Raw genomic sequence first — 12,695 nt, 5'->3', positions numbered from 1 at the left:
TGCTGCCGGCTGCCCGTTGCCGGCTGCCACGATTTATCTCTCAATCGTACCCGTGCGCCGGATCTTGCGCTGCAGCAGCAGCACACCGTAGACGAGCGCTTCGGCCGTCGGCGGGCAGCCGGGCACGTAGACGTCCACCGGCACGATGCGGTCGCAGCCGCGCACGACGGCGTAGGAATAGTGATAGTAGCCGCCGCCGTTGGCGCAGCTTCCCATCGAGATCACGTAACGCGGCTCCGGCATTTGGTCGTAGACCTTGCGCAGCGCGGGGGCCATCTTGTTGGTCAGCGTGCCGGCGACAATCATCACGTCCGATTGGCGGGGCGAAGCGCGCGGCGCAAATCCGAAGCGCTCGAGATCGTAGCGCGGCATCGACGCCTGCATCATCTCGACGGCGCAGCACGCAAGCCCGAACGTCATCCACATGAGCGAGCCGGTGCGCGCCCAGTTGATCAGTTCGTCGGTCGAGGTGACGAGGAAGCCTTTGTCGCCAAGCTCGTTCGAAAGATCCGTGAAGAACGGATCGTCGGGCCGAACGATGGGCTTGGCGCGCGCGGCACTTGCCCCCGCACCTTCCCTGACCTTGTCGAACGTGAACTCCGGCGGAACGATCAATCCCATTCGAGAGCTCCCGTCTTCCATTCGTAGATGAAGCCCACCGTGAGCACGCCCAGGAACAGCATCATCGACCAGAAGCCGAACGTGCCGACATCCCCGAACGCCACCGCCCAGGGAAAGAGGAACGCGATTTCGAGGTCGAAGATGATGAACAGGATCGCCACGAGGTAGAAGCGCACATCGAACTTCATGCGCGCGTCGTCGAAGGCGTTGAAGCCGCATTCGTAGGCGGAAACCTTCTCGGGATCCGGATTGCGGTAGGCGATCAGGAACGGCGCCACCATCAGCGCGCCGCCGATGGCGAGCGCAACGCCGAGGAACACCGCAAGCGGCAGGTAGTTGGTCAGCAGGTCATTCATGAAGTCACGTCCTTGGCAGCCCGCACTCAGGACTTTCGCACCGCAAAATCACAGCCCTGGTGTTAACCTATCGGGGCTTCTCCGCGCAACTGCTACTGAGGGCCTAGTCGGGAATCACAGGCAGGCAAAATTGCCCATAGCCCATCGATTGCCCCTTGTCCCGCATAGAGAAAAATCTGACACTCCGACTACACAATAGTGCCTCCCCCTGACCTCGACCCGTCCGTGGCCACACCGACTGCCCAACGATCCCCCCCTAGAGGCCGCAGGCCAGGCAGGAATGGTTTTTGGCCTCGTTCTGGCGGCCTGCATGCTGGGCATCGTCACCCGCCCGGCGGGCTTGCTCGCAGCATTTGGCCCGCCAACGCCGTGTTGCTTGGCATCTTCGTGCGCAGACCCGAGCTGGCGACGCCCTTAGGCTGGACGGCCGCCATCGCGGCCTACATGACCGCCGATCTTGCAACGGGCTCGACCGTCCTAAAAACGCTCCTCCTGACGGCCGGCAATGTTTCAGGCGTCGCCTTCGGTTACGCCCTCTACATGTCTTTTTTTGAAGAGCCGGAACGGAACCTCAAACACCCGTCCTCTGTGCTCCGCATGTGCCTGATCACCACGGCCGCGGCGGCAGCCGCCGGCATCGTCGGCGCATTCATCAATCCAGTCCTGTTCCACGGCACCATGCTGATGGGCCTGACGTTCTGGTTCGTCACGGAGTTCGTGAACTACATCGCCATCCTGCCCGTGATCCTGACGTTTCCGGCACTCAATGCATCGACCTTTCGAAACTGGCGAAATCCCGATCGGCGCGTGTGGCTCGCGCGCGCACCGCCGCTGCTCGCGTTGATCGCAACATGCATCGCCAGTCTTTGGATCGGAGGGCCGGGCGCATTGGCATTTCCGGTGCCGGCCCTGCTTTGGTGCGCGCTGATCATCGGCTTGCCCGGTACAGCCATCGTGACGTTGCTCTTCAGTGCCTGGACCTTGGCTGCAATTTCGGCCGGGGCCATTCAAATCGGCGCAAACGCCAGCGACGTCCATTCAGCCCTGTCTATACGCATTGCCGTTGCGATGGTGGCTCTCACACCCATCACCGTCGCGAGCATGATGGCCGCGCAAAGCGAGTTCCAGGTCCTGCTGCAACGCTTCGTGACGAACGACGCGCTCACGGCCGCACTTACCCGGCGGGCATTCAACGTACGCAGCCGCAATCTCCTCGCCGACGCGGCACCGTCGAACTCCAACGTTGCCCTGCTCCTCTTCGACATCAACCGCTTCAAGCAGATCAACGCGATCTTCGGCCATGCCGTGGGAGACGACGTGCTCAAGATCCTGTCGCGGGTCGCACGCGCGGCCCTCCCCAACGCGGACGATTTCGGCCGCCTCGGCAGCACCGAATTTGCGGTTCTGCTGCCGGATTGCGCGCGCGATGAGGCGGCGCGACTTGCAAAAGTCATCTGCGAGGACTTCGCCGACAAGGTGGCCCAGTTGGCGAGCGACCCGGCACTCAGACCGTCCGTCAGCATCGGCGTCGCTCTCGCCTTCAGAGCGCCGTCCACGGTCGAGCCCCTGCTCGCCCAAGCAGACAACGCACTGACCAAAGCGAAAAGCGCCGGCGGCAACCGGTTCGCGTTCGTCGACGATCTCTGAGAAAGGGAACGGGACACAGCCAGCCAGACCGCGGCTGCGGGGCGCGACCGCGCCCTTTGAGCGAAGCCTATTTCAGCTTGTGTCAGCAGAAAAAATGGCGCGAGAGACGGGACTTGAACCCGCGGCCTCCGCCGTGACAGGGCGGCGCTCTAACCAACTGAGCTACTCCCGCAATCCGCATCGGACCCTGTCGTGGGGCCGCGACGCAAAAGCGAAGCGTCGAAATACGAGGTCACGGCCCTCAAGTCAAGCGACGCGGAGGGCCAATTCGCGCAGTTTTTTCGCGGGCCTGGATTGCCGGCCCAGGGAGGATTGCCGCAGGCCGCCACGGCTGCCCGATCCGATCAGCCGATCCGCGACAGAACGAACCGCACGCGCTCCGCTACCGGTGCGCGCGGCAGCGGGACAAGTCTATATCCGGCCTCGGAATAAGCCTGCGCCAAAGCGTGATAGGTCGCCTCCGCCTCGTGGGGCGACTGCCGGCGCTCGGCATCGGACGTGAAGATCTCGGGCCACGGCGGCGCAATGAACACGTCCGGCCGATAGCGAAAGGCCGCCACGGCCCGCGTGACATGCGCCCCGACCGGCAATCCCGAGAGCGCGAGATACCCCGCCACATCCGGGATCCCGCGATCGAACAAAACTGTGCCGGCGTGCCGCTGCGCCTCGCGATAGGATCTGAGTTCCCAGCCGAGCATCAGCTCGGAGAACGCAAGGCGATCACCCCACGGCAGCGCCGCGCCGCCGATCGCCACCTGATCCTGGATGATCGCCCGCCCCGCCTCGGGCATCGCCGGATAGCCCTGTGCGCCCAGCGCTTCGATGAGCGTCGTCTTGCCCGATCCCGGCCCTCCGGTCACGACGATGAAGCGCTCGATGCTGGGCTCTCCTGAAAATGGCGGTCATGCCGGAGGCGTGCAAACCTAAGTCATGCCGGAGGCGTGCGAAGCAAAGTGCCATGCCGGAGGCGTGCAAAGCCATAGACTGGCCGAAGGCGTGCGTCGCATGTCACGCCGGAGGCATGCGACGCATGAAATCGCGCTTGCCGATCTCCACGCCGTTGTGGCGCAGGATGCCGTAGGCCGTCGCGCAGTGGAAATAGAAGTTCGGCAGCGCGAAGTGCAGCAGGTACTCGCGGCCCGAGAACTTGAGCTCACGCGGCCCCGCCTTGATCGACACCTCGCGGTCGGCGGCGGCCTCCATCGGCTCCGCCTTCGCCTCGGCGAGCACGGCAAGCGTCTCGGCGATGCGCGTCTTCAATTCGGCGAAGGTCTTCTCGGTGTCGTTGTGCACCGGCGGTTTCAGATCCGCGAGCCGCCCGATGGAGAGCTTCGCGAAATCGCAGGCCGACTGCACCTGCTTCGTGAAGGTATACATGTCCGGATAGAGCCGGGCCGTGAGCAGCACCTCGGGCTCGATCTTTTTCGCCTCGCAGTGCGCCGCCGCCTTGTCGAGGATCGCATCGAGCGCCTCGAGATGCTTCGTAAAGCTCGGCACCGCGATCTCATACATCGAAACCGTCATTTTCATTTCTCGCTTCGTTGAGCCGGCCTTAACCACATGCCGCAGTCGTTCAGCCGCTGTTGATGAAAGGCACTTAGGACTAGGGATCGCAAACACTGCGTCTGTTCAAGTCATCGCGGATTTAAGTCGTGCAACGCTTCCATTCAACAGCCCTCCTTGCCGCCGCCGTTGTGATGTTGCCGCTGGCCGCCACGCAGGCGCAATCGCCCCTCGATGACCCGCAATTGCGCGCCACCGACGTCAGCGTGAATTTCAGCCTGATCGTGCCGTATCAGAGCGCCGACATCGATGCGCAAGAGACCGCGCTGCAGGCTGGCCGCAGCAAGCTCTACGAGATCGCAGGCAGCGAGTGCGCCAAACTCCTCAAGACGATCGCCAGTCAGTGCCAGTTGAGCAGGTTGAACGTGCAGACCGCAATGCCGCGGAACCCACAGCGTCAAACCGAAATCGTGCTCAGCGCCAACGCATCCTATCGCATCCGCACCAAAGAGCTACTCGCGCCGAAGTGAGTTGAGCATTGGCCATCCGCATCGCGCCGCTCGCCTCGGCTGTGTCGCACTTGGCCCAAAGGGTTTGCCTTGTACTTGGGCCCGGAGGGCTCGGGAGCAAAGCGACCCGCGACAAGTGTCGCGGCCATCCACAGAGCACCACGCGGATTAAGCGAAGCTTCTCTCAGCTTGTGTCGCTGGAAAATGGTGGGCGATGAAGGGATCGAACCTCCGACATCCTCGGTGTAAACGAGGCGCTCTACCGCTGAGCTAATCGCCCGGTAGGCATTCCTTACCGGCCTCTGGCAGCAACTGCAAGCGGGCCTGACAGACCATTCTCGCCCGCGGCCGCCCAGGCAATCACACCCGCGAGTTTCTTTGTCACCCACGCGGCGCGAAGCGCCCGGGAGCAAAGCGACCCGGCGCCAATGCGCCGGCCCTCCACAAAGCACCACGTCTGTCGAACGAAGCCTCTCTCAGCTTGCGTCCGAAAACAAAAAAGCGCCAACGGCGCCCACACAAGCCCCCACGTCGGTTGCGGCCGGCAAGGCCGCAACCGCGGGGCGCGACTGCGCCCCCGGCGCCAATGCGCCGGCCCTCCACAAAGCACCACGTTTGTCGAACGAAGCCTCTCTCAGCTTGTGTCCGAAAACAAAAAAAGCGCCGCGGCATGGCCACGGCGCTCTCTGTATCCAATGTCAGCCTTCCCACGCCCCAACAATGCGGCGCGCTTAGTTCAGCGCGTCCTTCAGGCCCTTCGACGGCGTGAACTTGGCGACGCGCGAAGCGGGGATCTTGATCGTTGCGCCGGTCGCGGGATTGCGGCCCTCGCGCGCCTTGCGGCTCGTAACCTTGAACGTTCCGAAATCGGGGATGCGCACTTCGTCGCCGTTCTTGAGCGAATTGCGGATGTGCGCCAAAGCTGCATCAACGGCCGTGCCCGCCTTCTCCTTCGTCAGCTCGCATTCCTTGGCAACAGCGTCGATCAAATCTTTCTTGCTCATTTCTACTTCCTCGTGACTGGAATTATTTTTCGAGTGTCCAGAATGGCTGGGAGAAGCGCCGCTGGCGCGCGCCGAGATCTCGAACGATCAGCGCTAGTGGGCGCACAAAAGCCCCGAAATACGGGCCTCGTCAAGGGGCAAATCGACCCTGAGGGCCCGAAAATCCGGGGTAAAAATTGAGCAGCCGAGCCCCACGAAAGCCGGCCTCGGCGCCTGTTTCGAAACGATAAAAAGCGAGCGGCTCGGAGGGTTGCAAAACCTCGTTCACCGCTCGCTTTGATAAGGTCAAACGTTGCACTTCGGCGCCTCACGGAAGGCGCCGAAGCGTCGGCGTGCTAGTGCGCGGTGGCGCGGGGACCGCCCTCTGCGCCATCGGCGGCAACCGCAGCCGCTTCCGCCTGCTCGTCGAGCTGGATCGGCTCAGGCACGCGCGTGAGCGCAGCCTTCACCACGTCCTCCATGCGCGCAACGGGGATCAGCTCCAGTTTCTTCTTCACCTCGTCCGGAATATCGGCGAGATCCTTCACGTTCTCCTCGGGGATCAGCACGGTCTTGATCCCACCGCGCAATGCCGCGAGCAGTTTCTCCTTGAGACCGCCGATCGGCAGCACGCGGCCACGCAGCGTGATTTCGCCGGTCATCGCCACATCCTTGCGCACCGGCACGCCGGTGAGGATCGAGATGATCGCCGTCGCCATCGCAACACCGGCCGACGGACCGTCCTTCGGCGTCGCGCCTTCCGGCACGTGCACGTGGATATCCTTCTTGTCGAACAGCGACGGATGGATGCCGAACTCGATCGAACGCGAGCGCACGTAGGCGTTCGCGGCCTGGATCGACTCCTTCATCACGTCACGCAGGTTGCCCGTGACGGTCATCTTGCCCTTGCCGGGCATCGACACGCCTTCGATCGTCAGCAGCTCGCCGCCAACTTCCGTCCACGCCAGACCCGTGACGATGCCGACCTGGTCTTCCAGCTCTGCTTCGCCGTAGCGATACTTCGGCACGCCGAGATAGCTTCCGACGTTCTCGGCCGTAACCGTGATCGACTTCTTCTCGGACGTGAGCAGCTCCTTCACCGCCTTGCGCGCAAGCTTGGCGACTTCGCGTTCGAGCGAACGCACGCCGGCTTCACGCGTGTAGCGACGGATGAGCTCCAGAAGCGCGCCGTCCTCGACGATCCACTCGGCCGGCTCGAGCCCGTGCGCCTGGCGCTGCTCGGTGAGGAGATGGCGCTTGGCGATTTCGACCTTCTCGTCTTCCGTGTAGCCGGCGAGACGGATGATCTCCATGCGGTCCATCAGGGCCGGCGGGATGTTGAGCGTGTTGGCCGTGGTGACGAACATCACGTTCGAAAGATCGTAGTCGACCTCGAGGTAGTGATCGTTGAACGAGCCGTTCTGTTCGGGATCGAGCACTTCGAGCAGCGCCGCCGCGGGATCGCCGCGGAAGTCCTGACCCATCTTGTCGATCTCGTCCAAAAGGAACAGCGGATTGGTCCGCTTCGCCTTCTTCATCGACTGGATGACCTTGCCGGGCATCGAACCGATGTAGGTGCGGCGATGGCCGCGGATCTCCGCTTCGTCACGCACGCCGCCGAGGCTCATGCGCACGAACTCGCGTCCCGTTGCGTTCGCGATCGACTTGCCAAGCGACGTCTTACCCACGCCGGGAGGACCGACGAGGCAGAGGATGGGCCCCTTGAGCTTGTTCGTGCGCGCCTGCACCGCGAGATACTCGAGGATGCGCTCCTTGACCTTTTCGAGACCGTAGTGCTCCGCGTCGAGCACGGCCTGCGCTTCGGCGATGTCCTTCTTGACCTTGCCCTTGATGCCCCACGGGATCGAAAGCAGCCAATCGAGGTAGTTGCGCACCACCGTCGCTTCGGCCGACATCGGGCTCATCTGCTTGAGCTTCTTGAGCTCGGCAGTGGCCTTGTCCTTGGCTTCCTTCGAGAGCTTGGTGTTCTCGATCTTCTCTTCGAACTCCGCGATGTCATCGCGCTCTTCGGTGTCGCCGAGCTCCTTCTGAATGGCCTTCATCTGCTCATTCAAATAGTACTCGCGCTGCGTCTTCTCCATCTGGCGCTTCACGCGCGAGCGGATCTTACGCTCCACCTGCAGCACGGAGATCTCGCTCTCCATGAGCGTGTAGACCTTCTCGAGCCGGTCCGAGACCACCGTCGTCTCGAGCACGTCCTGCTTGTCCGCGATCTTCACCGCGAGATGCGAGGCAACCGTGTCGGCAAGCTTCGAGTAGTCCTCGATCTGCGCGACGGTGCCCAGCACCTCCGGCGAGATCTTCTTGTTGAGCTTGACGTAGTTTTCGAACTGCGAGACGGCCGAGCGCGCGAGCGCTTCGATCTCGCCCTTCGTGCCCAGCGTCTCAGGGATGCGCTCGACCTCGGCTTCGAAGTAGTTCGGGTTGTCGGTGTAGCGCAGCACCTTCGCGCGCGCCGTACCTTCGACGAGCACCTTCACGGTGCCGTCCGGCAGCTTCAGAAGCTGAAGCACCGAGGCGAGCGTGCCGACCTGGTAGATCGCGTCCGTCGCCGGGTCGTCGTCACCCGCGTTCTTCTGCGCGGCAAGCAGGATGTGCTTGTCGGCGCGCATCACCTCTTCGAGCGCGTTGATGGATTTTTCGCGGCCAACGAAAAGCGGCACGATCATGTAGGGGAACACGACAATGTCGCGCAGCGGAAGAACCGGATAGTGGTCCTTCGCTCCGGCCTTGTCTTTCGTCTGCTTTTCGTCGGTCATGTATCGTCACCCGTTTAGCGTTGTGCCGCGCAGCCTACCCTTGGCCTCACGAGCCCACCTTAACTGTCGAGACCCGCCTCATTAAGGCCGAAAGCGGGAAACCCACGTGGCATCTGTGATCGAGATCATAAGGGTAGGAAATGGTCGAAAGTCGGCGTCATAAACAAAGATGGGGATGGTTCCCCACCTTATCAATCCGGCCTTATCGAGGATGTGCATTCGCCGCGGCCGATGCCGCCGCAAGCACCTAGCCCCGTGCGCGCCCATCCCGGTAGCCCGAGCATCCCGGTAAGCCAGAGGCTCGGCTGAAGGCCCCAGATCGCCGGTGATCGCCGGTTCGCGTGCTCCGCGCCCTTCGCCCCCGGTCTCCCGGTTGGGCGCGGCGGCGGCGAGCGAAGCCGGCGGCGTCCGTTAGGACGCCGTCGAGCCCTTTTCTTCGGCCCGCTCGGAGTAGATCCGGAGCGGCCGCGCGCCGCCCTCGACCACTTCCGGCCCGATGACGACCTCTTCCACGCCCTTGAGCGCCGGCAGGTCGAACATCGTGTCGAGCAGGATGCCTTCCATGATCGACCGCAGACCGCGAGCGCCCGTCTTGCGCTCGATGGCCTTGCGCGCGATGGCCTTCAGCGCATCGATGGTCAGCGTGAGCTTGACGTCTTCCATCTCGAACAGGCGCTGATACTGCTTCACGAGCGCGTTCTTCGGCTCCGACAGGATCTGCACGAGCGCAGTCTCGTCGAGGTCTTCAAGCGTCGCGATCACCGGCAAGCGGCCGATGAATTCCGGGATCAGGCCGAACTTCAGAAGATCCTCGGGCTCGACCTCGCGCAGCACCTCACCGGTGCGGCGTTCATCGGGACCAAGCACCTTGGCGCTGAAGCCGATCGACGTGCCCTTGCCGCGGCGCGCGATGATCTTTTCGAGACCCGCGAACGCGCCACCGCAGATGAACAGGATGTTCGACGTATCGACCTGCAGGAATTCCTGCTGCGGATGCTTCCGGCCACCCTGCGGCGGCACCGAGGCAACCGTGCCTTCCATGATCTTCAGCAGTGCCTGCTGCACGCCCTCGCCCGACACGTCGCGCGTGATGGACGGGTTGTCGGACTTGCGGCTGATCTTGTCGATTTCGTCGATGTAGACGATACCGCGCTGCGCACGCTCGACGTTGTAGTCGGCGTTCTGCAGCAGCTTGAGAATGATGTTCTCGACGTCCTCGCCGACGTAGCCGGCTTCCGTGAGCGTCGTCGCGTCCGCCATCGTGAACGGCACGTCGAGGATGCGCGCGAGCGTCTGGGCGAGCAGCGTCTTGCCGCAACCCGTGGGGCCAACGAGCAGGATGTTCGACTTCGCGAGTTCGACGTCGTTGTTCTTCGCTGCGTGGTTCAGGCGCTTGTAGTGGTTGTGAACCGCGACCGAGAGCACGCGCTTGGCATGGAACTGACCGATGACATACGAGTCGAGCACCGTGCAGATTTCCTGCGGTGTCGGCACGCCGTCGCGCGACTTGACCAGCGTGTTCTTGTTCTCTTCGCGAATGATGTCCATGCACAGCTCGACGCATTCATCGCAGATGAACACGGTCGGGCCGGCGATCAGCTTCCGGACCTCATGCTGACTTTTGCCGCAGAACGAGCAGTAAAGGGTGTTCTTTTCCTGAGCCATTCTGTTCTCTCACCCGCAGCCGGGAAGTGCCGGAATTTGCGAAAATACGAGACTCTATTGAGCCTTACGAAAGGGTCCAAGCCATCCGCTGCGATGACATAAAACCGCTAAACCCGATCTCAGCACGCTAGCGTTCCCGAGATCAAGATTCGATTAATGTCTATCCAAGCCCTGACGAGCCTGACGGCCCGATTACCACAGCCTTGACGCGACGTTGCCAAGGTTGCTTGTCGGACCGACAGATCAGCCTAGCGTGCCAACCTTGCGTGGCCCCAATGCGGCCACGCAGGCGGGCAGATCCCAGCATATCAAAAGGCGTGCCGGGGGCACGGAGATCGGACGTTATGCGACCCTACGGCACACCGCTGGGGCCAACGTCCGATAAACGCCAGGCTTTACGCCGGCTTTCCGTCGCCGCTCTTGATCTCGACGTCGTCGCGCTGGCTGAGCACCCGGTCGATAATGCCGAAATCCTTGGCCTGATCAGCAGTCATGAAGTAATCGCGATCGAGCGTCTTTTCGATCGTCTCATACGGCTTGCCGGTATGCTTGACGTAAACTTCGTTCAGACGCCGCTTCATCTTAATAATGTCTTCGGCGTGCCGCTCGATGTCCGATGCCTGGCCGGAGAACCCGCCGGACGGCTGATGCACCATGATCCGGGCGTTGGGGAGCGCAAAGCGCATGTCCTTGTTGCCGGCGCAGAGCAGCAGCGAGCCCATGGAGGCCGCCTGGCCGATGCACAGCGTGGCGATCGGCGGTTTCACGAACTGCATCGTGTCGTAGATCGCCATGCCGGCGGTCACGACGCCGCCGGGCGAGTTGATGTACATGGAGATCTCTTTCTTCGGGTTTTCGGCCTCGAGGAAGAGAAGCTGCATGCAGATCGACGCGGCCATGTGGTCTTCGACAGGCCCCGTCACGAAGATGATGCGTTCCTTGAGCAGGCGCGAGGGCAGGTCGTAGCCCCGTTCGCCGCGTGCCGTCTGCTCGACGACCATGGGCCAGAAGGAACCGGTGAGAGTGGCGACGGGATCGCGCATGTGAGGTGTTGCTCCTTGGATTGACCGCACCCGGCTTTGGGCCGCGGCCTCAAGCCTCCGAATCGGTCGGCAGGCGAGACATCAAATCAGCATAGCGGCGCGCCACTTCAAGCCCCTTGCCACACACACCGGCGAAGCGCGCCTGCAAAAACGCGCCCGCCTGGCGGCAAAAGGCCAACTCGGCCTTAGGCTTCCGTCGCCTTTTCGAGACTGTCGAAGAGCTCCTGGCGAGACACCTTCTTCTCGGCCGGCTTCACCAGCTCGAGAACGAAATCGATCACCTTGTCCTCGAAGATCGGCGCCCGCAGCTCCTGGATCGCGCCGGGCGTCTTCTCGAAATATTCGTAGACGTTCTTTTCCTGGCCCGGGAACTGGCGAGCCTGCTCCATGAGCGCGCGGCGCAGCTCGTCCTGCGTCACTTCGATCTTGTTCTTGTCGCCGATCTCGCCGACCACGAGGCCGAGACGCACGCGGCGCTCAGCGATGGCGCGATACTCGGCCTTCGCCTCGTCCTCCGTCTTGCCTTCATCCGAGAACGACTTGTTCTCGCGGGCAAGCCCGTCCGTGACCTGCTTCCAGATCGCCTCGAACTCGCGCTCCACCAGCGTCGGCGGCAGCTCGAAATCATGCGCCTTCTCGAGCGCATCCAGCAGCTCGCGCTTGAGCTTCATGCGCGAGGCCTGGTCCAGCTCACGCTGGATCTGCGCCGACACGAGGCTCTTGAGCTGGTCGATGCCTTCGGTGCCGAGCGACTTGGCGAACTCGTCGTTCATCTCGCTCTTCACGGGCTTTTCGACGTCCTTCACGGTGACGGCGAACACGGCATCCTTGCCGGCCAGATCGGCCACCGGATACTCGGCCGGGAACGTGCCCTTGACGTCGCGGCTCTCGCCCTTCTTCGCGCCCTTGAGGCCGTCCTCGAAGCCGGGAATGAAGTTGGCGTTGCCGATCACGAGCTGCAGGTTCTCACCCGAGCCACGCTCGAACTCCACGCCGTCGATCGTGCCCTTGAAGTCGATGGTTGCACGGTCGCCGGTCTCGATCGCGCGACCCTCTTCCGAAACGAACGTCTGGTTGCGCTCGGCGATCTCGGCCAGCGCCTTTTCGAGCTGCTCGTCTTCGACCTCGGACACGAGGCGCTCGAGCTTCAGCGACTTGAAATCGGCGAGCTTCACCTCGGGCAGCACCTCGAAGCTCATCTCGTAGGCAAGGTCGGCCTTGCCCGCGACGACGTTCTCGATCTCGGCTGCGTTCTCGCCGAGCGAGATGTCGGGCATCATTGCCGGACGCTCCTGGCGGTCCTTGATGGCCTTGCTGCTCGTCTCGCGGATTGCTTCCTGCAGCACGTCGTTCATGACCGAGCGGCCATAAACCTTCTTGATGTGCGCAATCGGAACCTTGCCCTTGCGGAAGCCCTTGAGCTGCACCTGGTCCTTGATCTTGTCGAGATGCGCCGTATAGCGCTCGCCAAGCTCATCTGCACCGACCACGACCTTGAGCTTGCGCTTGAGGCCTTCCGAACTCGTTTCCGTAACCTGCATGACGTCCTGCTGCCTTCGCTTCGCTCGAATAATCCTGCGCCTCCCGC

General features: G+C 62.8%; 10 protein-coding genes, 2 tRNA genes and 1 pseudogene. 2 read left to right on the top strand and 11 right to left on the bottom strand.

What is annotated here, in order from left to right:
* Positions 1–33: 33 nt before the first annotated feature.
* A complete protein-coding gene (locus tag K2Y42_RS09455) occupies positions 34–540 on the bottom strand; it encodes an NADH-quinone oxidoreductase subunit B family protein (RefSeq protein ID WP_366512378.1) in 507 nt (168 codons plus the stop codon).
* A 71-nt stretch (positions 541–611) separates the two neighbouring features.
* Entirely contained in the window at positions 612–977 is a 366-nt protein-coding gene (locus K2Y42_RS09450) for an NADH-quinone oxidoreductase subunit A (RefSeq protein ID WP_291151541.1), read from the bottom strand.
* 387 nt (positions 978–1,364) lie between these two features.
* Between K2Y42_RS09450 and K2Y42_RS09445 the strand changes: the two genes are divergently transcribed.
* Positions 1,365–2,624 carry a sensor domain-containing diguanylate cyclase gene (locus K2Y42_RS09445; RefSeq protein ID WP_291151538.1) on the top strand — a complete coding sequence of 420 codons (1,260 nt, stop codon included), beginning with the start codon at positions 1,365–1,367 and terminating at the stop codon, positions 2,622–2,624.
* A gap of 95 nt (positions 2,625–2,719) precedes the next feature.
* Here K2Y42_RS09445 and K2Y42_RS09440 read toward each other — a convergent pair.
* The 3 genes from K2Y42_RS09440 to K2Y42_RS09430 form a co-directional block, all read right to left on the bottom strand.
* A tRNA-Asp gene (locus K2Y42_RS09440) sits at positions 2,720–2,796 on the bottom strand.
* A 172-nt stretch (positions 2,797–2,968) separates the two neighbouring features.
* Positions 2,969–3,484 carry an AAA family ATPase gene (locus tag K2Y42_RS09435; protein ID WP_291151535.1) on the bottom strand — a complete coding sequence of 172 codons (516 nt, stop codon included), beginning with the start codon at positions 3,482–3,484 and terminating at the stop codon, positions 2,969–2,971.
* 148 nt (positions 3,485–3,632) lie between these two features.
* Positions 3,633–4,148 (bottom strand): DUF1993 family protein, encoded by a 516-nt coding sequence (locus K2Y42_RS09430; protein WP_291151532.1) that lies wholly within the window; start codon positions 4,146–4,148, stop codon positions 3,633–3,635.
* Between the two features lie 173 nt (positions 4,149–4,321).
* Here K2Y42_RS09430 and K2Y42_RS09425 point away from each other — a divergent pair, with 173 nt between their 5' ends.
* Positions 4,322–4,657, top strand: coding sequence for a hypothetical protein (locus K2Y42_RS09425; protein WP_291151530.1), 336 nt, complete (start codon positions 4,322–4,324; stop codon positions 4,655–4,657).
* A 184-nt stretch (positions 4,658–4,841) separates the two neighbouring features.
* Here K2Y42_RS09425 and K2Y42_RS09420 read toward each other — a convergent pair.
* From K2Y42_RS09420 to tig, 6 genes and pseudogenes are all read right to left on the bottom strand, one after another.
* Positions 4,842–4,916: transfer RNA gene (locus tag K2Y42_RS09420), tRNA-Val, on the bottom strand.
* A gap of 451 nt (positions 4,917–5,367) precedes the next feature.
* Positions 5,368–5,646, bottom strand: a pseudogene (locus K2Y42_RS09415) (HU family DNA-binding protein); the annotation flags it as partial.
* A gap of 329 nt (positions 5,647–5,975) precedes the next feature.
* Entirely contained in the window at positions 5,976–8,399 is a 2,424-nt protein-coding gene (gene lon, locus K2Y42_RS09410) for an endopeptidase La (protein WP_291151529.1), read from the bottom strand.
* Between the two features lie 411 nt (positions 8,400–8,810).
* Positions 8,811–10,064, bottom strand: coding sequence for an ATP-dependent Clp protease ATP-binding subunit ClpX (gene clpX / locus K2Y42_RS09405; RefSeq protein ID WP_291151526.1), 1,254 nt, complete (start codon positions 10,062–10,064; stop codon positions 8,811–8,813).
* A gap of 395 nt (positions 10,065–10,459) precedes the next feature.
* Entirely contained in the window at positions 10,460–11,107 is a 648-nt protein-coding gene (locus K2Y42_RS09400) for an ATP-dependent Clp protease proteolytic subunit (RefSeq protein WP_291151524.1), read from the bottom strand.
* 185 nt (positions 11,108–11,292) lie between these two features.
* Positions 11,293–12,648 carry a trigger factor gene (gene tig, locus K2Y42_RS09395; protein ID WP_291151521.1) on the bottom strand — a complete coding sequence of 452 codons (1,356 nt, stop codon included), beginning with the start codon at positions 12,646–12,648 and terminating at the stop codon, positions 11,293–11,295.
* Positions 12,649–12,695: the final 47 nt, after the last annotated feature.

The organism is Hyphomicrobium sp., from assembly GCF_019744875.1.
In the GTDB taxonomy this organism is placed as follows: domain Bacteria; phylum Pseudomonadota; class Alphaproteobacteria; order Rhizobiales; family Hyphomicrobiaceae; genus Hyphomicrobium_C.
Note: the sequence above shows the minus strand (reverse complement) of the source record. Positions and strands in the feature narration are given on the sequence as shown.